Source organism: Desulfurispirillum alkaliphilum (assembly GCF_055378285.1).
Genome location: NZ_AP042405.1, coordinates 381,251 through 405,442, shown reverse-complemented (window position 1 = coordinate 405,442; position 24,192 = coordinate 381,251). Strand labels below are relative to the sequence as shown.

Here is a 24,192-nt window from a genome sequence, read left to right as displayed (position 1 = left end):
CAACATGAGCCATCCTGAAATGACACCGTCAATGGAAGACTATCTTGAGGCAATTTACAGCCTGGTTCAGGAGAACAAGGTTGCCCGTACCAGGGATATCGCCCTCTCACTTTCCGTCAAGATGCCGTCGGTAACATCGGCTTTGAAAAAGCTCTCGGATCTGGGCATGGTCAACTACTACCCCTACCAGTACATTACCCTGACCAAAGAAGGTGAGCGCCACGCCAAGCAGACACTGCAGAAGCACCACACTCTGAAGGAGTTCTTTGAAAGCGTTGTGGATATTCCCTCGACCAAGGCTTCGGAGCTGGCGTGCATGCTGGAGCATCACATTGATATGAAGGGCCTGGAGAAGTTTTCAGTGGTTATTCGGGAGTACAAAGAGCGGGCAAAGGGCTGACGGCATGGACAGGGAAGTCGGTTCCATCATCGTCGGTATTTTCCTGTGCTTTGTCTTCTACCGGCTTCTCATGAAGGTGCGCTCCAGGACGTCCCAAAGCGCTTCGCGCAAGGGCAGCTATCCCTGTCCGCCGGGTTCGTGCAACCCCTCGTGAGTCTTTCTCTCAAGCTCCTGTAAACGATCCCGGAGGGCCTCTCCGGTGACCGGGTCTTTCAGGCCTTTGTCGAATTCCAGCAGGAGCTTCAGGACAAAGTCCCGGTTCCGGTAGTCCCCATGGGGGATCATGAGTTCCGGCGACTGCACCATCCAGTTTCCGTAAAAGATGATGTCGATATCTATCTCCCGCGGTCCCCAGCGGAAACTTTCCCGTCTTCCCACCTGCTGTTCCGTCTCCTTGACAGCCCGCAGGAGCTGGCGGGGCAGCAGACCTGTTTTCAGGTGGAGCACCTGATTGAGAAAGTCTTCCTGCTGGGTATAGCCGTAGGGCGGCGTCCGCAGCACGGGAGACTGCCAGGTGATGTGGGTGTCCGGCAGCTGTCCGAGCAGCTCGATGGCCTGTTGCAGGAAGTGTTCGCGGGGGGTACGGTTGCTCCCCAGCAGTAAAAAGGCGGTCTCGCCGGAGGCGTCACTGCCTGTCAGATCTATCCTGGTCATGGAATCGGGATTCCTTTTTCTCTTCTTTGAAGTCCACATCAATCACCTGATTCTGTTGTGACCGACGGGATTGTTGCTCCGAGTGTGATTCTCCGGTGTGATACACCCGTATGCGGGAACGATAGTGGCCGAGAATGGCCTGGCGCATCCAGGGCCGTGTCATGGGCAGGATGCATGCCAGCCCCAGGGCGTCGGTCAGAAAGCCGGGCGTCAGCAGGAGCGCGCCACCGCCGAAAATCATCAGGGCGTCCACCAGTTCCACGGTGGGAACTTCTCCCCGGGCAGTCATCTGCTGCATGCGATAGACCACGGACATACCCTCGCTGCGGGCGTAGTAAGCTCCCACAGCGGCGGTGATAATCACCAGGGCGACGGTGTTGAGGGCGCCGATAATGGCGCCGACCCGCAGCAGCAAAAAGAGCTCAACCAGGGGAATGACAATAAACAGTAGAAACAGTTGCAATGTTCTCTCCGCGATAGGTTCTCGTGGGCAGGTTCGTTAGCAGGCTGTTGAAAAACCCTCATCTGCGGTGTTGCTCGCACTGCAACGTACGGGGAGTACGCTTCATTCCTCGCTTCGCGAGCGCCTTGCACCTGAGTATTTTTCAATTGTCTGCGTGTTTTGAGGTATTTCAGCAAACTGTCAGGAATCGGTCTGCCCTTTTTCATCTGGAGAGTATGGCAAGGTGACGGGAAATGCAAGTGCCAACCGGGGCTTCCGGTCAGTGAATGATGTTCAGCACGTTGCGCTGAATGTAGTACTCCCGCAGTCGCGCGTGCTCTCTGGCGTTCAGGGCCGGGTCACGGGCGAGGATTGCCCTGACTTCGTCGCGGGCAAATTCCCAGGCCTTGACGTCCCTGATGGGATCAGCCACCAGAAAGGAAGGGACACCCCACTGGCGCATGCCGAACAACTGCCCTGGACCACGGATTTCCAGATCCTTCTGGGCGATGTAAAAGCCATCGGTGGAGTCCACCAGCACTTGCAGGCGTTCCCGTGACTCGCGTCCAATCTGGCCCGGCGCAAAGAAAATGCACCTGCCCGGATGCGATCCTCGTCCTACCCGCCCCCGCAGCTGGTGGAGCTGGCTGAGGCCAAAGCGCTCCGGGTGGTAGATGACCATCAGGGAGGCCCTGGGGTAGTCGACTCCCACCTCTATGACGGTGGTGCTGACCAGAACCTGGGTTTCACCCCTCCCGAATCGCTCCATGACCTGCTGCTTGGCTTCCGCGCCCATACGTCCGTGCAGGAGATCCACGCCGTAAGGGGCCAGCTGGACGCGGTACTGCTCGTAGATTCTGCTGGCATTCTCCAGGTCGACCTTTTCGCTTTCTTCAATCAACGGCGCCACAATATAGACCTGCAGCCCCTGCTGCAGTACCTGCTCAATCTCCTGGTGCAGCTGTTTTTGCCTGGCTGAGCCCAGAAAAAGCGTCTGCACTGGCTGCCTGCCCACTGGCAGGGTCTTCAGGGAGGAAAGGGCCATGTCGGCGTACATGGTCAGGGCCAGGGTGCGGGGAATGGGGGTGGCGCTCATGTAAAGCTGATTGACGCCGGGATTGTTGCGGGCGAATACCGCCCGCTGCTCCACGCCGAAGCGATGCTGCTCGTCGATAACACTCAGGCCCAGTCGATGGAAGCTGATGCCTTCCTGCAGCAGGGCGTGGGTGCCGATGATGATGTCAGCAGCCCCCTCGTGGATCGCCGCGCGGCGCTGATCCTTCTGCTTTTTGCTCAGGGACCCGCAGAGCAGCTCCACCTGGCACAGACCGTCCAGGATTCGGGCGAAAAGCGTGTAATGCTGCTGGGCCAGCACTTCCGTAGGTGCCAGCAGCAGGGCCTGATAGCCTTTGGTGGTGACGCCCACCATGGCGTAGAGGGCCACGGCGGTCTTGCCGGAGCCCACGTCTCCCTGCAGCAGGCGATTCATTGGCTGGGAGGCCGCCAGATCCTGTTGGATCTCTTGCACCACCGCCTGCTGCCCTTCTGTCAGGGTGAAACCCAGGCGGCGGGTAAGCTCGTCGGCCATTGTATCCACGCTGATATCGATGGCGATGCCAAAGCGCTGGCGCTGGGCGTAGCTGACCAGGGCGCGACCCAGCTCGTGGAGAAAGATTTCCTCGAAAATCAGCCGCTTGTGATACCGGCTGAGGCCGGTTTTCAGGGCAGCCAGCTCCTGTGACGAGGGATAGTGCAGAGCCGCCAGACTCTCCCGCAGCCCGGGCAGGTGGTAACGCTGCACCAGTTCCGGGGGGAGAACCTCTTCGGTGGCGTCCAGGATAGCGGCGCGGTTTTCCGTGAAGATATCCTGCAGCATCTTCTGGGAAAGATTTTCCGTCAGGGGGTAGAGGGGCATGATGTCGGAATCGGCTGTGGCCGTGGCCACTTTGGGGTGGGTGATGCCGGGGCGCTGGCGGAAAAAGCGCAGCTGGCCCTCTATGGTCAACGATTCGCCTGGCGCGAAGGTTGCCTGGATATAGGTGCGGGCTCCGCTGAACCACGTCAGGTCGACTTCGCCTTCATCGGTGAGCAGTACCGCCTTATAGGGTGGCTTGAAGGGTACTGTGCAGCTGACGATGGTTCCGTGGAGCAGAACCTGGTCGCCTTCACTGGCCTGGGCAAGGCGGCGCACATACTGCTGGTAGTCGCGGGGCAGGTGCCAGAGCAGATCGCTTATGGTTTCCACGCCCAGTTTGCTGAGCAGGGCTGCCCGCCGTGGGCCGACTTTCTTCAGGTAGGAGACCTTCACGGAGCTTCTCCATGGCGACGGGCGTATTCCAGCAGCCCAATGGCAGCGGAGTATTCGCCATGTATGGCCGCTTCCAGTGCCGGCAGCGGTCGCCCCCCGAAGGACATGGACTGGGCCGTGGAGCGCAGGGAGCCCATCTGCCCCTGGATCACGGTCGCCAGACCGCCGCCGATCACGATGAGGTGGGGGTCGTAGAGGTTGGCGACGCTGTTGATGACGCAGGCAGCGTGAAAGATGAATTCCTCCAGCACCACCGCGTGCTGTGGCTGCTGTATGTCCTGGGTTGCGCTGAGGCCCCGGTGGTGGAAGAAACGGCTGGAGGCGTACTGCTCGGCGCATCCGGCAGAGCCGCAGCCGCAGGGAAATCCCCCCGGCTGCAGGGTGAAGTGTCCCACTTCGGCGAAATTGCCCCGGGCACCTTCCGCAATGGTTCCCGCCTGAATAAAGCCTCCCCCCAGTCCCGTGCCGAAGCTGAGCATGAAGAGGGACTCCGAGCTGAGCCTGCGGGCGTGGAATTCACCGAAGGCGGCGGCGTTGCCGTCATTGAGCAGGGGAGCTCCGGGGTCAATATCCGGCAGCATGGTGAGGTTGGGCGGTGTGGCCATCAGCTGGTGGTTTTTCACGGGTGCGGGAAGGGCGCAGGCAAATTTTTCCCATGGAAGATCCAGGCGCCTTTGCAGTTCACCAATGCTTTGGTAGTTCGATGGGGTTTTATGGAAAGAGAGGCTATCGCCGCCTGCAAAGGCGATCTTCGTGGTGGTGGCTCCGATGTCTATCCCGGCGATCCGCATAGTTCACCTTCATTTGGCATGGGTCTTGAATATGACCACACCGTGAATACCCGAGGAGGTTCTCCGTCATGGTAAATGGATTATACACATCGGCGAGTGGGATGGTGCTGCAGTCACGCAAGCTGGACGCTTCCGCCAATAACCTTGCCAATGTCAACACGGTTGGTTTCAAGAAAGATATCATATCCGTTGATAATTTTCGTGCCAAATCCACGACTCGTGAAGAGGATGCCTGGCGCAGAACTCTCTTTAACGAAACCATCAACAACACCCATAATATCGCCAAAATCCATGTGGATCACTCCCAGGGTGCCCTGCACCAGACGGGCAATTCCCTGGATGTGGGCATCAATGGCAACGCGTTCCTGGTGGTGGATACCCCCTTTGGCGAACGCTACACCCGTGGAGGCAATCTGCAGATTGACTCGGAGGGTCGCCTGACCACCAAGGAGGGCTATCCCCTGAAGGCCGCCCTTGAGGAAGACGACGCCGAGGGCCCTGCCCATATCTTCCTGCCGGAAGCTTCCGACATTATTATCAATGCCCAGGGCGAGATATTTGTGGACGAGGAGTTTATCGCCACCCTTTCCCTGGTGCGCTTTGAAGATGAGCGCGACCTGCGCAAGGTTGGCTTCAACCAGCTGGCCAGAGTATCGGCCGAAGTGGAAGCCTATCCTGCTGAGCACTTTGAACTGCACCAGGGCTACCTGGAAAGTTCCAATGTCAATATTATTCGCGAGATGACGGACATGGTGGAGCTGAATCGCTCTTTCAGCGCCTACCAGAAGATGATCAGCAGCATAGACGAGACGGTCAGCACCCTGCTGCAGGCCGGAAAATCCATTTAACACACAATCTGAGGTGAACATATGATACGGGCACTCTGGACCGCTTCTACGGGCATGATGGCGCAGCAGACACACATCGACAATATTTCCAACAACCTGGCCAACGTCAACACCGGCGGCTTCAAGAAAGCCCGCGTGGAATTCCAGGATCTGATGTACCAGACCATCAAGCCGGCTGGTGCCTCCACGGCGGCGGGTATCACCCGCCCTGTCGGCGAACAGCTCGGTCTGGGGGTCAAGGTGGCCGGCATCACCAAGATGCATACCCAGGGCAGTATTGTTCAGACGGGTAACCAGCTGGACATGACCATTGAAAAGGATGGGTATTTTCAGATTCAGATGCCCGATGGCACCACCGGCTATACCCGCAATGGCGCATTCACCAAGAATAATAATGGTGAAATCGTGACAGTGGAAGGCTTTCTGCTGGAGCCAGGTATCCAGATCCCTGACGATGCGGTGGAGATCTACGTGGGCCGTGATGGCACGGTTTCCGTACAGATCGGCAACCAGAATCAGATGCAGGAGCTGGGGCAGATTACTACAGCCAAGTTCATTAACCCCGCTGGTCTTGAATCTGTCGGGGGCAATATTTTCAAAGAGACCAGTGCCAGTGGCGCTCCCCAGGTGGGCATTCCCGGTGAAGACAGCTTTGGTGCCATTGCTCAGGGCTTTCTGGAGCAGAGCAACGTGCAGCTGGTGGAGGAGATGGTGAACATGATTACCGCCCAGCGCGCCTACGAAATCAACTCCAAGGCGATTACCACCGGCGATGAGATGCTGCAGACCGCAACACAGCTGAAAAGGTAAGGTGTCATGAGAGCGTTGTTTGCCTTTTGTGCCGTACTGCTGCTGCTTGGCATGGCTTCCGCCAGCGGTTTTCCGGTGTTTCAGTCGGGCTCAGGCGTAATCCAGCAGCCCGTCGGAAGTCAGCAGGCTGCTTCTGCCGGCGCGGCCACTTCCCGCATGGATTCGGCCATAACCCGAGCCGTACAGGACTATGTGTACCGCCAGATGGGTGAACTGGCCGAAGTGGAGCGGCTGATGTACCAGGGCGCGGGGGTGCTGAAGGGCACCACCCTTTCCGTGGCGGGTACGATCCGCACGGCCGGCCACTCGGTGCTGGAGGTCAGTGACCAGTATGGCAATGCCTTGCAGGTACGGGCGGTCATCAATCACATGGTGGAGGCCTATGTTCCCGTCCGCAATATCACCAGGGGTGAAGTGCTGCGCGAGGGCGACTTCCGCCGGCAGCTCTTTCCCGCCACTCAGGCCCGCAATGCCATGGATATAGGCGAGACGGATTTCGCCTCCCATATCGTCAGCACGCGTAACCTCCAGGAGGGGCAGATTGTGCGAACCACCGACCTGCGCCGTGAATATGCCGTGCAGCGCGGTGACATTGTCGAAGTCATCTATCGCCATGATCGCCTGACCCTTTCCATGGCCGCTGTTGCCACAGAGCGCGCCTATCTGGGCGATGTGGTTCGCCTGAAAAACCCCAGCAGCGGACGGATTCTCACCGCGAGGCTGTTGCAGGGCAAGAAGGCAGAGATCATTTACTAGCATTTGAGCGCCACACTGGCGGCGATGATCAGTTGGATCATGTTTGAGTAACTTTCAGGAGGCTTCCATGAAACCGCACACGCTTCTTACGCTTCTCGGCCTTGGCACCGCAGTGCTCTTCCTGCCGGGATGCTACATCTACAGCTATTATCCCGAGACCGATACCTATGTCACCACCGTGGAGACCAAAAAATTTGTCAACCGCAACTACTCCCGGGAGCGGCACATGGAAGCCAATAACTCCGACTGTTATGCCTGTCACAACTCCAGGCGGGTGATGACCCCCTACCATCAGGGCGCGCCCGGTGGCATTCAGCCCCAGCCCATGCATGGTTCCACTGGATTGCCGGCCGGCCATCCGCCGTTGGGGCAGCAGCAAGCGATGCAGCAGCCCATGCAGCAGTGGGGTGGCACTCCCCAGGCGATTCCCGGCATGCCCGGATTTTACAGTGGCGCGACCATTCCGCCCCATGTGGTTCCCATGACACCCATGGGCCCGGCCTATGGAGCTGTTCCTCCCATGGTGGGAAGTCCGCAGGTTCAGGTGAGTCCGCAGCCAGGTCAGCTGCAGCAGCCATCGGCGATTATACCGCCTGCTGTGAATGGCAATGGCGTTCAGCCCGGCAATAATGAACTGTCCATGTATCAGCCCGCCAATGGCAATGGCCAGCCGGGGCAGAATGGCAACGCAGAAACTCCGGTTATCCTCGGCCCCTATCGCTGAGAAACTGATATGCTCATTGGGTTGACTGGCGGCATAGGTTCGGGAAAAAGCACGGTATCCGCTTTACTGCGCGCCCGCGGAGTGCCCGTGATTGATGCCGATGAAATCGGCCGGGCGGCCCTGACAGCGGGGAGTCCGCTGCTGCCAGAAGTCGTGGCGGCTTTTGGTTCTCATATTCTTGACGATCAGGGCCGGCTTGATCGCAGGAAACTGCGCGCGGAAATTTTTTCTTCGCCCACCAGGCGTGAGCAGCTGAACCGCCTGGTGCATCCCTATATAGCCCGGCAGCGCGATCTGGAGATTGATCGCCTGCGCGCAAATCATCCGGTTCTCTTCTACGATGCGGCGCTCCTGCTGGAGAGCGAGGCCCGCACACTGATGGATGCCATCGTGGTGGTTGCCTGTGAGCCGGAAGTGCAGATCCGCCGGGTTATGGAACGGGATGGTATTTCCCGCCAGCAGGCCGTTGACGCCATCAACGCACAGATGTCCCTTGAGGGGCGGTTGGCCTGTGCTGACTATGTCATCGACAATAACCGCGACGATATGGCTCATCTCGAGAAGCAGGTTGACGAGCTGCTTGCACTTCTCACACAGCAAGCTGGCCGTCATACCCCCCAAGAAAAATAATGTCACCGCTCCCCATTCCTGCTATATTCTGTCTTTGCGATTTTCCTTGATGCAGAGGCAGCGTTTTCATGTTTCAGGCCCGTATCGTTGAATATTTCCTGCGATTTCTCGCCCATATACCCCTGCCGGTGCTCCATGCACTGGGTTCCTTTGCGGGGTTTCTGCTTGACTTCTTTTCCAGCGCGCACCGCCGTGTAGCAGCCATCAACATTGCCCTGTGCTTTCCCCATATGAGCCCGGGGGAGCGCCGTGCGCTGGTGCGCACAACGCTTGGCGAGACCGCCAGAACCGCTCTGGAGATGGGGCCTCTGTGGTTTCTGCCCGTCGAGCGGGTGGAGCGACTGATACGGGAGGTGCATGGCGAAGAGCATGTCCGGGCGGGCCTGGCTGCCGGCAAAGGTCTGATCCTGGCGGTTCCCCATCTTGGTTCCTGGGAGGCTGTGGGCCTCTATGTGGGCAAACGCTACCCGATGACCTCCCTCTACCGCCCATCACGCAAGCCCGCCATGGACTACATCGCCCGCGATGGTCGCCAGCGCAGCGGTGCCACCCTGGTGCCCACCGATGCCAGTGGGGTCAAGAAGCTCTATGAGCGCCTGCAGACCGGCGGCATCATCGCCATTCTGCCCGACCAGGACCCCCGCTACGGGGCCGGTGTCTTCGCGCCCTTTTTCGGCATCGCCGCCAAAACCATGGTCCTGCTGCCCAAGATGGCGCGCCGCAGCGGAGCTCCGGTCGTGTATGCCTGGGCCAGACGGCTGCCCCGGGGGGCGGGGTTCGCGCTTCACTTCAGTCCAGCCCCTGCCGATGTCGCCCACAGTGACCTGCATATTGCCGCAACGGCCATGAATGCTGGTGTAGAAGATTGTGTGCGCCGTGCTCCGGAGCAGTATCAGTGGAGTTACAAGCGCTTTCGCAGCCGGCCGGATGGCGAGCCATCCCTGTATCGGCGGCGCGCCCTTTCCTGCGATTCGCGAAACGAGGATACCCTGTGAAGAAAATATGTTCATGGGCGCAACTGGCTGCCCTTCACCCCGAGGCGACCCTGCTGGGTGAGCCTGGCGCGACCTTCGCCGGCTTTGCCATCGACAGCCGCCGGGTTCAGCCAGGGGAACTCTTCATCGCGCTGGCAACAGCAAGCGATGACGGTCACGCCTATGTTACCGATGCCTGCCGCAAGGGTGCAGCCGGCGCCCTGGTGCATCAGCTGCCCGCAGATCACCAGCAGCTCATCGAGGCGGGCCATGTCTTGCTGGTGGTTCCCGATACCCTGGCAGCACTGGCAATTCTGGCGGCCAACTGGCGGCAGCAGTGGGAATTTCCCGTGGTGGCGGTGACTGGCAGCTCCGGCAAAACCACGGTCAGTGCCTGTCTGCGCGCTCTTTTTCCGACAAGTGCCGGTACAACGGGCAACTACAATAACCATATCGGTCTGCCGCTCTCCATGTTGGGGACGCCTGCTGATGCCGTCATAGGTATTTTTGAACTGGGCATGAGCGGTTCCGGGGAGATAGACGCTCTGGCTGAACTGCTGCAACCGCAGATCGGCCTGATTACCAATGTCGGTTCGGCCCATATAGGGAAACTGGGGAGTTTCGCTGCTATTCTGGAGGCCAAGCTGGAGCTGGCACGCCACTGCTCCTGCCTGATTGTTGACGGTGATGGCCAGGAACTGCTGGATAGGGCGCGACAGCGACACCAGGATGTGCTCAGCGTGGGTTTCACAGCGGGCTGCCAGGTTTTTCCCCAGTCCATGGAGCTCCGTGGTGAAGGCGGATACCATCTGGAGATTCGTCACCCCTGGAGCCACGGGCTGCTGAGCCTGACAGTGCCTTTTGGGCAGAAGTTCATGGTGAAAAACAGTCTGCTGGCGATTGCCGCCGGGTTGAAGCTGGGTCTTGATCAGGCGGCCCTGCAGGCGGGGCTGCGAAGGGTTCAGTTGCCGCCCCTGCGCTGGGAGCTTCATCGCCGTGGGGGAAATACCTATATATTTGACTGCTATAATTCCAACCCCGGTTCGTTGCGGGCGGCCCTGGAGGATTTTTCCCACTATCCGGGCTATCGCGTGGCGGTGCTGGGAGAGATGCGCGAACTGGGGGCGTTCAGCGAGCGTGAACACCGCAAGGTGGCCTCGGCGGTCAATTGTGACCTGGTGCTGACCTATGGTGACGAGGCTCGCTTCCTGGCCGATGAGTTGGGTGCGGATATTGCCACCCACTGCCCCACTCTGGAGGACGTTGTGGCACGACTTGCGAATTGCCAGAATGCTGTGGTTTTGGTAAAAGGTTCCCGAGGAAACCAAATGGAAAGGCTTCTTGATGCTCTATAACCTCCTTTATCCCATGGCGGAACAGTTTCCGGTGCTGAACGTCTTTCGCTATATCACCTTCCGGGCGATCTACGCGGCCATTACGGCTCTGCTGCTCTCGTTTTTGCTGGGGCCTTCCCTGATTGCCTATTTGCGCAACAAGCAGTTTGGCCAGGTTATCCGTACCGATGGCCCCCAGAGTCACAGCGGCAAGCGCGGTACTCCCACCATGGGCGGCATTCTGATTATCTTTGCCACGGTTATCCCCACCCTGCTCTGGGCGGATCTGAAGAATATGTATGTGTGGCTGATTGTATTAACCATGGTTGTGGGGGGCCTGATTGGCCTGGCCGACGATCTGCTTAAAATTTTCCGTAATACCTCCAATGGTCTTTCTGGGCGTAAAAAGTTGCTGGGCCAGTGCCTGCTGGCGCTTTTTGTGGCCTATGTTCTCTATGCCAGTGGTTTCTCCACTGGCCTGAACATCCCCTTCTACAAGCAGTACGCCCTGGATCTTGGCCTGTGGTTTATTCCCTTCGCCATGCTTGTCATCGTGGGCTCTTCCAACGCAGTCAATCTGACCGATGGCCTTGATGGCCTGGCCATCGGTGCGGTGCTGATCTGCGCCGGTGCTTTCGCGGTTATTGTCTACGCCACCGGCCACGCCGGTTTTGCCAACTATCTGCTGATCACCTTTGTGCGCGGTGTGGGTGAGCTGACTATTTTTCTGTTCGCCCTGTGCGGTGCAGGCCTTGGCTTCCTGTGGTACAACTCTCATCCGGCGGAGATCTTTATGGGTGACGTGGGTTCGCTTTCCATCGGGGCCAGCCTGGGAGCTGTGGCGGTCATGGCGAAGCAGGAGATTCTGCTGGCCATTATCGGAGGGCTCTTCGTCCTGGAAGCGCTCAGCGTTATTATTCAGGTGGCTTCTTTCAAGCTGACGGGCAAGCGGGTTTTTCGCATGGCACCTATCCACCACCATTTTGAACTGGGTGGCCTGAGCGAGTCCAAGGTCATCGTGCGCCTGTGGACCGTTGCCATTATCCTGGCCCTGGTCGGGCTCAGTACCTTGAAGATGAGGTAGACGGCATGTTGTACGAAAAGGGTTCGCCGGTTCTGATTCTCGGTGCCGGCAAAAGCGGCGTCAGCGCCGCCCGCTTTCTGGTTGCCCGTGGTTGCCCGGTGACTCTTGCCGATGATGGTTCTTCGGCCCATGTGCCCGGAGAGCTGGCGGGTGCCGTGACTCTTGTCAGTGGCCCCGGGAGTATCGCAAAGTGCCTTGCGGAGCATCCGGGTCTGGTTGTGGCCAGCCCCGGGGTGGATATACGGTCCTTTGACAGGCCCATGGTCAATGATATTGAACTCTTCTACCAGGAGTACGAGGGAGCCATCATCGCGGTAACCGGCACCAACGGGAAATCGACGGTCACGGCGCTGATTGCCCATATCCTGCAGCAAAGTGGTATCAGTGCCGTGGCGGCAGGCAATATCGGACTGCCTGCCCTGGACACCCTGGCCCTGGGTTGTCAGGTGACGGTGCTGGAGCTTTCCAGCTTCCAGCTGGAGACAATTCAGACCTTCCGACCGGATATTGCCGTGCTGCTGAACGTTACCGAGGATCACCTCAACCGCTATGATACCTTTGAACACTATGTTGATGCCAAGGAACGCATCTTTCTCAACCAGACCGCGGAAGACTGGTGCGTGCTCAACCACGATGATCCGGTGATACGTACGCTCACCAGTGACAACCATATACCGGCCCGCAGGGTCTTCTTCAGCAGTCGCAGCCGACAGATGGTCGATAACTTCCTCAACTGCACCGTTCAGGGAGTCAGGGGCAAGGTCAATGGCCAGTTGCTGGAGGCGCCAGCCGATCGCCTTTGCCTGGAGGGTCTGCACAATATGGAGAATGTCGCAGCCGCCCTGGCGGCCGTGCGTCTGTATGGACTCAGCCCGGAGCAGATTGGCACTGGGTTGGAAGGATTTGCCCCCTTGCCCCATCGCATGACGCTGGTGCGTGAAATCGCGGGCGTGCGCTACATCGATGACTCCAAGGCCACCAATATCGGCGCGGTTCTGAAGTCCCTGGAGGGGCAGAAGAATATCATTCTCATTGCTGGTGGTCGCAACAAGGGAGGGGATTTTGCCCAGCTTGCCGGAGCGGTCAAGGCATCCTGCAAACTGATTCTCGCCATTGGCGAGGCGCGCCACCAGATTGCCGGAGCCCTGGGCAAGTCGGTATCAGTGCTTCTGGCCGATGACATGGCCGATGCCGTCAGCCAGGCATGGAAGCAGGCTGTCAGCGGTGACACAGTGCTCTTAAGCCCTGGATGCGCCAGTTTTGACATGTTCACCTCCTTTGAACATCGCGGGGCCGTTTTTGAGCAGGCGGTGCAGCAATTGTGAGCACCATGGCCCAGGTGGCATCCAGATCACGGCTGCAGACGTCGCACAAAATCTGTCTGCTGATTCTGACGCTCTGCTTCATCGGCGCGGTATTTATCTACAGCGCCAGCAGCATCACTTCAGCGGATCTGTACGGTAACCCGGCCTACTACCTGAAACGGCAGCTGGTCTGGCTGCTGATCGGTTCGCTGGTATTTCTCAGTGCGGTTCTGGTTGACCTGGAGAAAATGCGTCAGTTTGCTTTCATGGCAACCATTGTGGTGATGGTTCTGCTGATGCTGGTCTTTTTCCAGGATCCCATCAACGGGGCTTACCGCTGGATTCGTTTCGGCCCCTTCTCCCTGCAGCCATCGGAGTTGGCCAAGGGGGTGCTGATCTTCTACGCTGCCCACAAATACGCCCAGTGCGCGGATCGCGATGAGCCTGCCCGCAATGCCCTGCCCACCATCGTCATTGTTCTGATGTCCATCGTGCTGCTCATCTTCATGGAGCCCGACCGGGGAACGCCGGCCATTATCGTCGTGGTGATCTACTCCCTGTCGCTGCTGGCGGGAGTGCGTAAAAAAAGCATGGTTCTGCTGCTGTTGCTGATTATTCCCTATATTTATTACGATATCTTTCTCTCCGACGGCTACCACCTGCGCCGCATTCAGGCGTTTTTGAATCCCCTTGAAGATCCGCTTGGCAAGGGGTATCAGGCCATGCAGTCCGCCATTGCCATCGGCAGCGGCGGGCTGTGGGGTGTCGGGCTCGGCGAGGGGGCGCAAAAGATATTCTACTTGCCGGAAAGCCATACGGATTTTATCTTCGCTGTCATCTGCGAAGAGCTCGGTTTTCTGGGGGGTATGGGGGTGGTGCTGCTGTATGCGGTCCTGCTGCTCTACATCATCAAAGTCGGCAGCGAAGCCCGCAGCTATTTTGAAACCTATCTTACCTTTGGTATCTCCTATCTGCTGATGGTGCAGATATTCTTTAACCTGGGAGTCGCTGTCGGAGCACTGCCCACCAAGGGGCTTGCCCTGCCGCTTATCTCCTATGGCGGATCCAGCCTGGTCACCACCATGCTCCTGCTGGGGCTGGTGGTCAATGTTGCCCGCAACACAGAAAGGCAGCGTACCCATGCGTATTCTCATTAGCGGTGGAGGAACCGGTGGCCACTTCTTCCCCGCCATGGCAGCACTGAAATCTTTTCAGGAAAAGGGTTTTGACGTCTACTATGTGGGCAGTCGCCGAGGGATTGAGGCGGAAAAAGTGGCTGCTTTCACGGCGGATTTTCTTCTGCTGGAGCTCAGTGGCATGCTGGGTCATTCCGCCTTGAAAAAACTGCAGGCTGGCTGGCAGCTCGTCTTTGCTGTCAAGGAGCTGCTGCTGCTGATGCGCCGGATGCGTCCCGATGCCGTGGTGGGCTTTGGCGGCTACTCCAGTGCTGCTGCAATCATTGCCGGCAGGCTGATGGGGGTGCCCTGTTTCATCCACGAACAGAACGCCATTGCCGGCCTGACCAATCGCCTGCTTGATCGTGTTACCACACGGTCTTTCAGTGCTTATGGCAATATTGGCGAGCATGTGGGCCTGCCCCTGCGCCACAGTGCCCTGGTGCCAGCACCAGCCGATGAGCGGGAGCACCTGCTGATCTTGGGGGGCAGCCAGGGGAGCCTCTTTCTGAACACCTTTGTGGGCGATCACCTGGGTGAGCTGACGGATCTTGGCATGCCGGTCTACCATCAGACGGGCAGTCTGATGCACGAAAAACACATGCAGATGCTCCATGAGCGCTATGGCAGGCAGCTTCCCGCCAACTACCTCCCCTTTGCCTTCAGTGACGATATCCACCACATTATGGCGGGCAGCGTGGCAGCTATCTCCCGCAGTGGTGCCGGCGCCGCCTTTGAGCTGATGCAGCTGCGGGTTCCCTCCCTCTTTATTCCCTTTCCCCATGCGGCTCACGACCACCAGTACGCCAACGCAAAGTACTTTGAAGATCGTGGCTGCGCCCTGGTGTACCGCCAGGAGGAATTTGAGCGGGGTGCCATGGATAAGGTCCGGACTTTTCTGTCTTGCGTAGATCAATATCATGGGAACATGCAGGGACTTGAAATTGACACCGATGCCAGCACCCTGACGGAGCGCATTATTGGCGCGATCCGCATGGGTTGAAGCATTCTGCTGCCGGCAGGCGTTCCGGAAAGCAGCAGCCAGCATGTGGGTCACCTTGCAATACCCGCCATATTCTGATAGTCATAACAGGTTGTTGAGAAATGATGGCCTAACAGATTGCTGAAACACTTCACAATGCTCAGGCAATGGAAGAATACTCAGGTGCAAAGCGCTCGCGGAGCGAGCAGATGAGGGTTTTTCAGCAGCCTGTTAAGGTGCTTCAGCTCATATGTGAAATGACACTGAGAAATCATACAAGGAGACACCCATGAAAAAAATGACATTGCGCCTTTGCCTGGCTGCAGGCTTGACCCTGGGAACGCTTGCCGGTGTGGCGCTGGCTTCCGATACGGTTCTTGCTACCGTGGAAAAACGTCAGATTACCCAGCAGGATCTGAATCGCGCTATCCAGAGCCTGCCCGATGAACTCCGTGCCCAGGTGCGTTCGAACCCGGAGTTCAAGGCGCAGCTCCTGGATGAGCTGGTACGTCAGGAAATGGTTTACCATGAGGCCCAGCGTCAGAACTTCCAGGAAAATGAAGTGGTGCGCAACCGCCTGAAACTCCTTGAGCGCGAGCTGATGATCAACGCCTTCCTTGAGGAGTACCTCAGCCGCAATGTCAGCGTCAGTGAACAGGACCTCAAGGAGTTCTACGAGCGCAACAAAGCACGCTTTGTCACCCAGGCGACCGTAGCCGCCAGCCATATTCTGCTGGAAGACGAGCAGAAGGCCCGTGAAGTGCTGCGCAGGGCCCGCGCCGGTGAAAATTTCGGTCAGCTGGCCCGTGAGCACTCCCTGGATCCGGGCAGTGCCCGCCAGGAAGGCTTTATCGGCGAATTCTACCGTGGACAGGGCCTGGTGAAGGAATTTGAAGACGCCGCCTTTGCGGCGGAAGTTGGCGTCCACCCTGAGTTGGTGCGAACGGAATTCGGATACCACATCATCAAGGTTCACGAGAAAAACCCCTCCCGTACGGTCAGCCTGGATGAGGCCAGGGATCGTGTGACGGAAATCATCGCCGAGGAAAAACAGAATCAGGCCCTGATGCGCCTTATCCAGGAACTGGAACTGCGCTATTCGGTCAGGACCCACAAGGATCGCATTCAGTAAGCTCAGGATACCCCCATGAAAAAAATCGGTTTCAGCCTGTTTATTGTGCTTTGCGGTGCTGCCCTCAGTGCTGCCACTCTGGTGGATGGTATTGCGGCTGTAGTAAACGGAGTACCCATTACGATTCAGGAAGTTCGCCAGGCCAATAAGGAACATATCGAACGTGCCACTAGAGGCCTTGCCGACGAGCAGGCCCGGGAGGCAACCAGGCAGATGCTCCTGGAAGGAACCCATCAGAAAGTGGAGCAGATGCTGTTGGAAGATTACGGTCGGCGCAACCGCATCTTTATCTCCGCACAGCAGGTGGAAGAGGCCATTAACCAGGTAGCTGCCAACAACAATGTCAGCCGCAGCGCTCTGGAATCAATGCTGGCCGATGAGGGAATCTCCATGGAGTCCTATCGGCGCGATATCCGGGTTCAGCTCCTGGTCATGCAGATTGGCCAGAAACTGAGTCAGGAGATCAGTGTCAGTGAACTTGAGGTGGTCAGCGCTTTTCGCGAAGGACGCTTCCAGCGTATTCCCTACGCCGATGTGGGCCATGTGCTGATTGCGCTGGATGGCAAGAGTGACGATCAGGCCATCCGGATTGCCGAACGTCTCCATGAGCGCATCATCAGCGGTGACATTGAATTTGAAGAGGCGGCGCGCCAGTATTCCGAAGGGCCCAATGCCGCCGAAGGTGGCCTGATGAAGGACGTGCGCCGCGGACGCCTGCTGCGCGAGCTGGACCAGGCGATCTTCAGCATGGAAAAGGGGCAGACGACCCTGGTGCGCTCCAGTGTGGGCTACCACATTCTGCACCTGTATGATCTGGGCTTTAACCGTGAAATGTCCGATGAGGACTTTTCACGCACCCGCGCAGCGCTGCTGCGGGAAAAGCAGGAGCGCAGGCTGCAGGGCCTGATGGATGAACTCAGGGACAGTGCCGTTATCCAGTACAACCTGAAAGAAAACAGCTGATATGCGCCTTGACATCTTTCTGAAGAAATCGCGCTTGATCAAACGACGCCCTCTGGCCAAGAAGATGTGTGACGAGGGCATGGTTCAGGTGAATGGCCGGGTCGCAAAAGCCGGCACCAAACTGCTGGTGGGTGATACCATCGCCATTGACAGCGCTTCACGCCTGGTGGAGGCCAGGATCGAGGAACTCCCCGGTGGCAACGTGCGCAAAGATCGCGCCGCTGAACTGTACTCGGTGCTGAAAAATGAACGCAAGCAGATTAACATCCTCGACTGGTTTGATGATGATGAGGAGGACGATGACTTTTAACAGGCTGCTGAGAGCCCCATCTGCGGGTCTCGCCCCTGTTTTCCGTTGTCTGCCCCTGGATTGCGAGTAGCCTTTGCCCTTTCTGTAAGGGTTTTACGTGATATTTCCGATTATATTACCCCGTGGAGGTAGCCATGCATCGAGCCATACGCCTGCTCCTGACCCTGATGACCCTGACCCTTATTCTTGCCGGATGCTCCCAGAAAGTCAGCCGCATTGATCTGGAAGAGACCCGTGATCTCAGTGGAAACTGGAACGATACCGATTCCCGCCTGGTTTCCCGTGAAATGGTGGGCGATGTTCTCTCCCAACGCTGGCTGCCGAACTTCGTGGAGAGCAACAACCGGCAGCCGACGGTCATCGTGGGCTCCATGCGCAACCTCAGCCATGAGCACATCAATATGCGCACCTTCATCTCTGACATTCAGCGCGAGCTCATCAACTCCGGACGCGTTGACTTTGTGGCCTCGGCGGAAGATCGCACTGACCTGCGCGAAGAGCGGCGCGATCAGGATCTGCACGCCCGCGAAGAGACTCGGTCCCGCATGGGCCAGGAGATTGGTGCTGACTATATGCTCAGCGGAACCATCAACACCATTATCGACGTGGAAGGCCGCACCCAGGTGAAGTACTATCAGGTTGATCTCTCCCTGACCGACCTTGAGAGCAACCGCATTGTCTGGATTGGTCAGAAGAAGATCCGCAAGCTCATTGAGCGTTCACGGGTACGCTCGTAAGCGCCACCGTAGCAACTATGGCCAGTGCAGTCTTTCGGCGACCACTGCTGCCCTGGGTACTGCTGGCAGCCATGCTGAGCGGTGGCTGTGCCACCTACAGCGACTCTTTTCTCATGCTAGAACGCAGTCTGCAGGCCCAGAATCCCCGTGAAGCACTGCAGCATCTGGAAAGGACCACTCCCGGTTCCCGCAACCAGGTGCTGCACCTGCTGAATCGGGGCATGCTGCTGCGCATGGACGGAGAGTTTGCTCAGAGCAATCGCAGCCTTGAAGAGGCCAAGAACCTCATGGAAAAACTGCGCGCGGTCAGCATCAGCGAGCAGTTTGGCTCCTTTGTCCTCAACGACAGCACCATGTCCTATGTGGGCGAGGAGTTCGAGCAGGTGCTGGTTCACCTGTACAAGTCCCTGAACTACCTGGAGCTGGGAGAGCCTGACAGTGCCCGTGTGGAAGCGCTGCAGGTGGACATCAAATTACTGGAAATGGCCCAGGCCGGCTTTACCGGCAACTACCGCGAAGACGCCCTGGCCCGCTACATAACCGGCATGGTTTACGAAATCCACCGGGAGTACAGCGATGCCCTGATTGCCTATCGGCGGTCCTATGAAACCTATCAGGAGTATGCCAGGCACTTTGGCGTAGCGCCTCCGGGCCAGCTGCGCCACGATCTGCTGCGTATGGCTCACCGCATTGGGTACCGCGAGGAGCTGGAGCGCCTGCAGCAGGAGTTCGGAATGGCTGAATGGGAGCCACCTGCCCTCACGAGTGGCCATGGTGAAGTGGTGGTGATTCTCAGCAGCGGCCTTGCCCCCATCAAACGTGAAGAGAGTGCCCTGATACAGCACTCCCCCAATCGCGTCCTGCGCATTTCCCTTCCCACCTACGAAGCCCGCCCACGCGCGGCCCATGGCGTGCGCCTGCGCACCGGGCAACCCCCCATGATGGTTTCCGCAGAAAGGGCCCATGATATCAATGCCGTTGCCCTCGATACCCTGCAGGCAAAAATGGGTGCCATTACCGCCCGGGCCATTGCCCGCATGGTCGCCAAGGATCAGACCGTCAAGGAAGTGCAGGAGCAGGCGGGGCCCCTGGCGGGATTTATCGCCAACATCGCCAGCATTGCCACGGAGACCGCTGATACCCGCAGCTGGCTGACCCTGCCCCAGGAAATACACATGGTTCGCCTCTCTTTGCCAGCGGGCGAACACGAACTTCAGCTGGAAATCCTGGGCGCCTTCGGCCAGGTGGTCGACTCCCTGCGTCTTGAAAGTGTCACGGTGGAAGCGGGCGGCATTGCGGTGCTCTCGCCCCACTGGATCCCCTCTCACCTTTCCCATTCCCCAAGGAGATAGCCATGCGTAGCCTGATTTTCGCCCTTCTCGCCCTGTCTCTCACTCTCCTGTTGAGTGCCTGCGCCAGCAGGGATATCTCGGCACCCACCCACCCGACATGGCTGACGGGAGAGAGCGAACGCTTTCCCGCCAGCAGCTATGTGCTGGGCCGCGGCAGCGGGCCAACTCCCGCCATTGCCGCTGACGGAGCCCGCGCGGACCTGGCCAAATTCTTTCAGGTGCAGGTGAGCTCTCAAGTGCGTACCCATGTCCTTGAGCGCGTGGAGGGCACCGCCGCGCCCCAGATTCAGCAGCAGTATGAAGTGGAGGTGAACGCGCGGGTCAATCGCGTGCTTGAAGGGGTGGAAATCGGCGAGAGCTGGTACGACAGCCAGTCGGGAAGCTACCACGCCCTGGCGGTACTGCATCGGGGCCGTACGGTACTGAACCTGGAGAATCAGGCCGCTGACATCGATCGTCGCACACGCCACCACGTGGAGCAGGCCACCCGGCGCTCCGATGTGCTGGGTGCGGTCAGTGAACTGCAGCAGGCCATAGAGCTGCAGCGCAGCCGCCTGCCCGTGGAGAAGATGCTGCAGGTGCTGGATCGCACCGGCCTGTCACCCGTGCGCGAGTACGAAATCAATGCTCTGCAGACCAGGCAGCGTGAGCTGCTGGCAACCAGAAGCATCAGGGTGGTGGCCACTGCCGATCAGGGAGCCGATCAGCTGCAGGCAGCCGCCAGCGGTGCCCTGAGCACCTGGGGTCTGCGGGTGGTTCCCGAGGGGGACTATACTCTGAATGTCACGCTGCAATCGGCGACGCCCGTGTATCAGGATCGCTGGTACTGGGTACGAGCATCGGTGGACATGGTCCTCAGCGATGCCGACGGCAATGTGCTCAACCGTCACAGTACCCCGATCCGCGAATCGGCTCAGCAGGCTGCCACCGCCAGCCGGCGCGCCCTGGAGCAGGCCATCAGGGCCACGGAACTCCACGCCATGAAACTGTTTGTGGAGGCAGGGCAACCATAATCACTTCCTGAAAGACGGAACAGGAGTTATCCGATGCGGCTTACGTCCACGGATACTTCCAGCTCATCCTTGCCACTGCTGTAGACAACGCCGTTGATGGGGATAATGTCCGAGTAGTCGCGACCCCAGGCGCAGACGATGTGCTGCTGGTCGGGCAGCTGGTTATTGGTGGGGTCGAAGTGCACCCACCCCCAGCCCGGTACATAGACGGTGAACCAGGCGTGGGACGCATCGGCCCCCACCAGCTTCTCCTGTCCGGGAGGCGGCAGCGTTTCGAGATAGCCACTCATATAGCCGGCGGCCAGGCCGATGGAGCGCAGGCAGCCAATGGCCACGTGGGCAAAATCCTGACAGACTCCCTGGCGGTGGCGCATGACCTCGGTCAGGGAGGTGGTGATGGTGGTAAAGCCGGGGACATAGCGGAAATCATGGAAGATGCCTGCCATGAGGTCACGGGCCACCAGCACCAGGGGTTTTTCCGGTTCCAGGTACTGGCTGACGTATTCGCGCAGCTCAGGAAAGACCGGAACCAGCGGCGAGGCCATGGTGTACTGGCGGGCGTTGATGGTGGGTTCATCAAGGCAGGAACTGAGAGTTTTCAGGGTCTCCTCCCAGCTTATGGGCTGTTGCAGGGGATCGCGGCCCTGGTTTCCCAGGATTTTCACATCGCTGATCACTTTGATGATCATCTCCCGATAGGGCTTCTGCATGCAGAAGTAGCTGACGTAATTGCCGAAGAAGTCGGTGCGTTCCCGGTAGTCATCAGCCGAAGGCGTGATATTCATGGAGCTGCTCTGTACCACCTGCCGCGAGAAAGAGCGCGGCTTGATGCGCGTTTCGTTATAACACAGGTCGACGCTGTCGCTGTAGGAGTAGGTGGTGGTGTGGGTGACGCGAAACATCATAGTTCCACCTCCAGCAGGGTTTTCACCAGTTGTCGCCGGTCGGCGGCGTGGCGGAAGAAAGTACGGTTGATGACGACGGAGAGCTTCTCCAGAGAGCTCTCCAGGTGAATCAGCAGCTCTTCGAGCTCGGTGTGCATGGTACCGTCCAGGCTCACCCGGCTGAGCTCGCTGGCCTGGGCCAGCTTCAGGGCGGTGGAGACGTCCAGGATCAGTCGCTCATCCTCATCAAGGCGCGAAGGAATGCGCTGACGTGGCAACTGGTCCACGTGCTGGCGCAGGGTGATTATCTGATAGGCCAGGGAGCGGGGGTTCACCTCGTCCAGCAGTGCCAGTTCCAGCACCCCTTCCAGGTGCAGGGCCGAGCGGTAGCGGCGCCGGTAGGTGATCAGGCTCTCGCAGGTTGCCAGCAGCGCTTCCAGCAGGACGTACTCTACCCTGGCCTCATGGCTGGCGGAGACCGTTGCGCGAAAAAGGGTGATCAGCAGCAGGGCACGCTCAATGCGACGCCCCATATCCAGCATGCGCCAGCCGGCTTCACGGGTCATGCTTTCCATGGTCAGCCCTGTAAACGCCACCATGGAGGTGATCAGCTGGTTGAGTTCGGTGTGCAGGCGGAAGATATTATTGCTGTTCTTGCGGTACGCTTTTTTCCAGTGCTCCTCCATGTCGTTGATAATGCGCCAGGTGTCGAAGGACCAGCGTTCGCGGACGCTGAAAGCTCCGCGCAGGAAGGCGTTGATGCTGGAGCTGAGGCTGCCGACGCGCTTGGGGTCGATGATGATGCTCAGCAGTTCTTCCTCGGGTTTCTGCAAACGCTCCAGGGCGTCATCGCCCACAAAGCCGGGCAGGGTTCCCGTGAGCTGGGTCGTAGTCTGCAACAGGGCGCGCAGGCTGGCATTCTCCGTGGCGTCGTCGCTGTAGGAGTCCCGGTCTGCCAGGCTTGAGAGGGTGGTGCGCAGCAGGCGGGCAGTGGTTTCCACCCGTTCGGCATAACGACCGACCCAGTAGAGGTTTTCTGCGGTGCGGCTTGGCAGTGAGCTCTGCTGGCGGATCAGGCTTTCCAGTGACTCCTGTTTCCAGAGGCTGATATGCTCCTGGGGCTTGGAAGAGAGTATCCAGGTGTCTTTGGTGATGGGGTTGCCGCCATTGCGGATCTCTTTCTTGGTCTGCTCGGGGACGCTGCGGGCCAGGCCACCACGCATGACGGTGTAACCCTGGTCCCCTGCCACGAGAAAGCTTCGCATAAAGGCCCTGCGCGGCTCCAGCTGGTCGCCGGTGAGGGAGGGGGCCGTGGAGAACTGCACGATTTCGCGGCCACTGAAGGCGTAGGGGGTCATTTTGATACGGGCTTTCAGGTTCTCCAGCTCCCGCTTGCTCAGCAGGGGGCCGTAGACAATCTGGCCTTTTGGGTCGTGGAGGGTGCTGATGATGGCCAGCTTGTCGATGTTGGTCAGGACGTGCTGCTTTTCGCGTTCCTGCCCGCACCACCAGGTGGCGACCATGGGCAAAATCAGGTCTTCATTGAGATAATAGCGGGCGATGGCCGGCAGAAAGGCCATCAGTCCAGGGTTTTCCATAACGGCACAGCCCACAGGGTTCACGACGGTGACATTGCCTCGACGCACGGCTTCAAGGAGCCCGGGGACGCCCAGGTAGGAGTTCTTGTCCAGCTCCAGGGGATCGCACTGGGTGTCCATGACACGGCGCAGGATGATATCCACCTGCAGCAGCCCATCGATGGACTTCAGCCAGACGCGCCCGTCGCGCACCGTCAGATCGTCGCCCTGCACCAGGGTGTAGCCCAGGTAGGTGGCGAGGTAGGCGTGCTCAAAATACATTTCGTCCCGGGCTCCGGGGCTCAGGAGTACGATGCGGGGAAACTCCCGCTGCTGGGGAGCGAGTTTGGAAAGGGTTTCCCGCAGCACCCGGAAGAAGCTGGCCAGGCGGTGGGTCTGGCAGCTGCGCATCAACCAGGGCATGATGCGGGACATGATCATGCGGTTTTCCAGGGCATATCCCAGACCGGACGGGGCCTGGGTGCGGTCATTGAGTACCCAGATGCGATTATCGGGGCCCCTGGCCAGGTCAGCGGCGTAGAGGACGATATTGCGGCTGCCGGCAGCGGCGACCTGGTCACAGGGACGCAGGAAGCCACTGTGACCGTAGATAAGCTCCAGGGGGAGCAGCCCTTCCCGGATCAGCTTGCGGGGTCCGTAGAGATCCGCCATGATCATGTCCAGCAGACAGGCCCGCTGCAGCAGGCCTGCTTCAACGGTCAGCCACTCTTCGCCTTCGATGAGCAGGGGGATCATATCCAGCTGCCAGGGGCGGCTGTGGGAGCCTTCGTCGTGGAAGGTGCTGTAGGTGACGCCGTTTTCCCGCAGCAGCTGCTGCATCTCCTGCTGGGTGTGGCCGATTTCGGCGGGTTCCATGGCGGTGATATATTTCATGAACTGTTGCCAGTGCGGCTGAATGGTGCCGTCCTGGGTCCACATTTCATCGTAGGAGGTGCTGTTTCTGAGATATCCCCGCAGCCGTGGAGGTATTTCCGGTGCCTGTTCCAT

General features: G+C 58.9%; 24 protein-coding genes. 18 read left to right on the top strand and 6 right to left on the bottom strand.

The features are described from left to right. Positions 1–4: 4 nt before the first annotated feature. Positions 5–400 (top strand): metal-dependent transcriptional regulator, encoded by a 396-nt coding sequence (locus ACZ46I_RS01940; protein WP_464281257.1) that lies wholly within the window; start codon positions 5–7, stop codon positions 398–400. Between the two features lie 117 nt (positions 401–517). Here ACZ46I_RS01940 and folK read toward each other — a convergent pair whose 3' ends face one another. From folK to ACZ46I_RS01920, 4 genes are all read right to left on the bottom strand, one after another. Beyond that, on the bottom strand, positions 518–1,054 hold the full coding sequence (gene folK / locus ACZ46I_RS01935) for a 2-amino-4-hydroxy-6-hydroxymethyldihydropteridine diphosphokinase (RefSeq protein ID WP_464281256.1): 537 nt from the start codon (positions 1,052–1,054) through the stop codon (positions 518–520). Further along, a complete protein-coding gene (locus ACZ46I_RS01930) occupies positions 1,026–1,517 on the bottom strand; it encodes an FxsA family protein (protein ID WP_464281255.1) in 492 nt (163 codons plus the stop codon). The genes folK and ACZ46I_RS01930 overlap by 29 nt, the downstream gene beginning before the upstream one ends. Positions 1,518–1,776: 259 nt before the next feature. Next, the gene (recG, locus tag ACZ46I_RS01925; RefSeq protein WP_464281254.1) at positions 1,777–3,804 is read right to left on the bottom strand and encodes an ATP-dependent DNA helicase RecG; all 2,028 of its coding nucleotides are present in this window, start codon (positions 3,802–3,804) and stop codon (positions 1,777–1,779) included. Beyond that, entirely contained in the window at positions 3,801–4,595 is a 795-nt protein-coding gene (locus ACZ46I_RS01920; protein WP_464281253.1) for an ROK family protein, read from the bottom strand. The genes recG and ACZ46I_RS01920 overlap by 4 nt, the downstream gene beginning before the upstream one ends. A gap of 68 nt (positions 4,596–4,663) precedes the next feature. Between ACZ46I_RS01920 and flgF the strand changes: the two genes are divergently transcribed. The 17 genes from flgF (at position 4,664) to ACZ46I_RS01835 (ending at position 20,723) form a co-directional block, all read left to right on the top strand. Next, positions 4,664–5,443 (top strand): flagellar basal-body rod protein FlgF, encoded by a 780-nt coding sequence (gene flgF / locus ACZ46I_RS01915; protein WP_464281252.1) that lies wholly within the window; start codon positions 4,664–4,666, stop codon positions 5,441–5,443. 21 nt (positions 5,444–5,464) lie between these two features. Further along, the gene (gene flgG, locus ACZ46I_RS01910; protein ID WP_464281251.1) at positions 5,465–6,253 is read left to right on the top strand and encodes a flagellar basal-body rod protein FlgG; all 789 of its coding nucleotides are present in this window, start codon (positions 5,465–5,467) and stop codon (positions 6,251–6,253) included. 6 nt (positions 6,254–6,259) lie between these two features. Continuing rightward, positions 6,260–7,009, top strand: coding sequence for a flagellar basal body P-ring formation chaperone FlgA (gene flgA, locus ACZ46I_RS01905; protein WP_464281250.1), 750 nt, complete (start codon positions 6,260–6,262; stop codon positions 7,007–7,009). A gap of 67 nt (positions 7,010–7,076) precedes the next feature. Beyond that, a complete protein-coding gene (locus ACZ46I_RS01900) occupies positions 7,077–7,733 on the top strand; it encodes a hypothetical protein (protein ID WP_464281249.1) in 657 nt (218 codons plus the stop codon). A 9-nt stretch (positions 7,734–7,742) separates the two neighbouring features. Beyond that, positions 7,743–8,363 (top strand): dephospho-CoA kinase, encoded by a 621-nt coding sequence (gene coaE / locus ACZ46I_RS01895; protein WP_464281248.1) that lies wholly within the window; start codon positions 7,743–7,745, stop codon positions 8,361–8,363. 68 nt (positions 8,364–8,431) lie between these two features. Further along, positions 8,432–9,358: a lysophospholipid acyltransferase family protein gene (locus tag ACZ46I_RS01890; RefSeq protein ID WP_464281247.1), complete on the top strand. Its 927-nt coding sequence runs from the start codon at positions 8,432–8,434 to the stop codon at positions 9,356–9,358. Beyond that, entirely contained in the window at positions 9,355–10,692 is a 1,338-nt protein-coding gene (locus ACZ46I_RS01885) for a UDP-N-acetylmuramoyl-tripeptide--D-alanyl-D-alanine ligase (RefSeq protein ID WP_464281246.1), read from the top strand. The genes ACZ46I_RS01890 and ACZ46I_RS01885 overlap by 4 nt, the downstream gene beginning before the upstream one ends. Beyond that, complete coding sequence (mraY, locus tag ACZ46I_RS01880; protein WP_013505070.1) at positions 10,682–11,755, top strand: phospho-N-acetylmuramoyl-pentapeptide-transferase; 1,074 nt, start codon at positions 10,682–10,684, stop codon at positions 11,753–11,755. Before ACZ46I_RS01885 ends, mraY begins: the two co-directional genes overlap by 11 nt. Before the next feature lie 5 nt (positions 11,756–11,760). Beyond that, a complete protein-coding gene (murD, locus tag ACZ46I_RS01875; RefSeq protein ID WP_464281245.1) occupies positions 11,761–13,080 on the top strand; it encodes a UDP-N-acetylmuramoyl-L-alanine--D-glutamate ligase in 1,320 nt (439 codons plus the stop codon). A 5-nt stretch (positions 13,081–13,085) separates the two neighbouring features. Next, positions 13,086–14,216, top strand: coding sequence for a putative lipid II flippase FtsW (ftsW, locus tag ACZ46I_RS01870; RefSeq protein ID WP_226509059.1), 1,131 nt, complete (start codon positions 13,086–13,088; stop codon positions 14,214–14,216). Further along, positions 14,200–15,237: a UDP-N-acetylglucosamine--N-acetylmuramyl-(pentapeptide) pyrophosphoryl-undecaprenol N-acetylglucosamine transferase gene (locus ACZ46I_RS01865; RefSeq protein ID WP_464281244.1), complete on the top strand. Its 1,038-nt coding sequence runs from the start codon at positions 14,200–14,202 to the stop codon at positions 15,235–15,237. The genes ftsW and ACZ46I_RS01865 overlap by 17 nt, the downstream gene beginning before the upstream one ends. Positions 15,238–15,505: 268 nt before the next feature. After that, positions 15,506–16,348: a peptidylprolyl isomerase gene (locus ACZ46I_RS01860; protein WP_013505074.1), complete on the top strand. Its 843-nt coding sequence runs from the start codon at positions 15,506–15,508 to the stop codon at positions 16,346–16,348. A 15-nt stretch (positions 16,349–16,363) separates the two neighbouring features. Further along, positions 16,364–17,311, top strand: a complete 948-nt coding sequence (locus tag ACZ46I_RS01855) for a peptidylprolyl isomerase (protein WP_226508508.1) — start codon at positions 16,364–16,366, stop codon at positions 17,309–17,311. A 1-nt stretch (position 17,312) separates the two neighbouring features. Further along, complete coding sequence (locus ACZ46I_RS01850) at positions 17,313–17,621, top strand: RNA-binding S4 domain-containing protein (protein WP_013505076.1); 309 nt, start codon at positions 17,313–17,315, stop codon at positions 17,619–17,621. Between the two features lie 134 nt (positions 17,622–17,755). After that, the gene (locus tag ACZ46I_RS01845) at positions 17,756–18,358 is read left to right on the top strand and encodes a penicillin-binding protein activator LpoB (RefSeq protein WP_013505077.1); all 603 of its coding nucleotides are present in this window, start codon (positions 17,756–17,758) and stop codon (positions 18,356–18,358) included. 17 nt (positions 18,359–18,375) lie between these two features. Continuing rightward, positions 18,376–19,710: a COG3014 family protein gene (locus ACZ46I_RS01840; RefSeq protein ID WP_013505078.1), complete on the top strand. Its 1,335-nt coding sequence runs from the start codon at positions 18,376–18,378 to the stop codon at positions 19,708–19,710. Between the two features lie 2 nt (positions 19,711–19,712). Next, on the top strand, positions 19,713–20,723 hold the full coding sequence (locus tag ACZ46I_RS01835) for an LPP20 family lipoprotein (RefSeq protein WP_464281243.1): 1,011 nt from the start codon (positions 19,713–19,715) through the stop codon (positions 20,721–20,723). A gap of 26 nt (positions 20,724–20,749) precedes the next feature. On the opposite strand, the gene ACZ46I_RS01830 is transcribed toward ACZ46I_RS01835, so the two are convergent. Beyond that, positions 20,750–21,628, bottom strand: coding sequence for a transglutaminase family protein (locus tag ACZ46I_RS01830; protein ID WP_013505080.1), 879 nt, complete (start codon positions 21,626–21,628; stop codon positions 20,750–20,752). Continuing rightward, positions 21,625–24,192, bottom strand: a complete 2,568-nt coding sequence (locus ACZ46I_RS01825; protein WP_226508511.1) for a circularly permuted type 2 ATP-grasp protein — start codon at positions 24,190–24,192, stop codon at positions 21,625–21,627. The genes ACZ46I_RS01830 and ACZ46I_RS01825 overlap by 4 nt, the downstream gene beginning before the upstream one ends.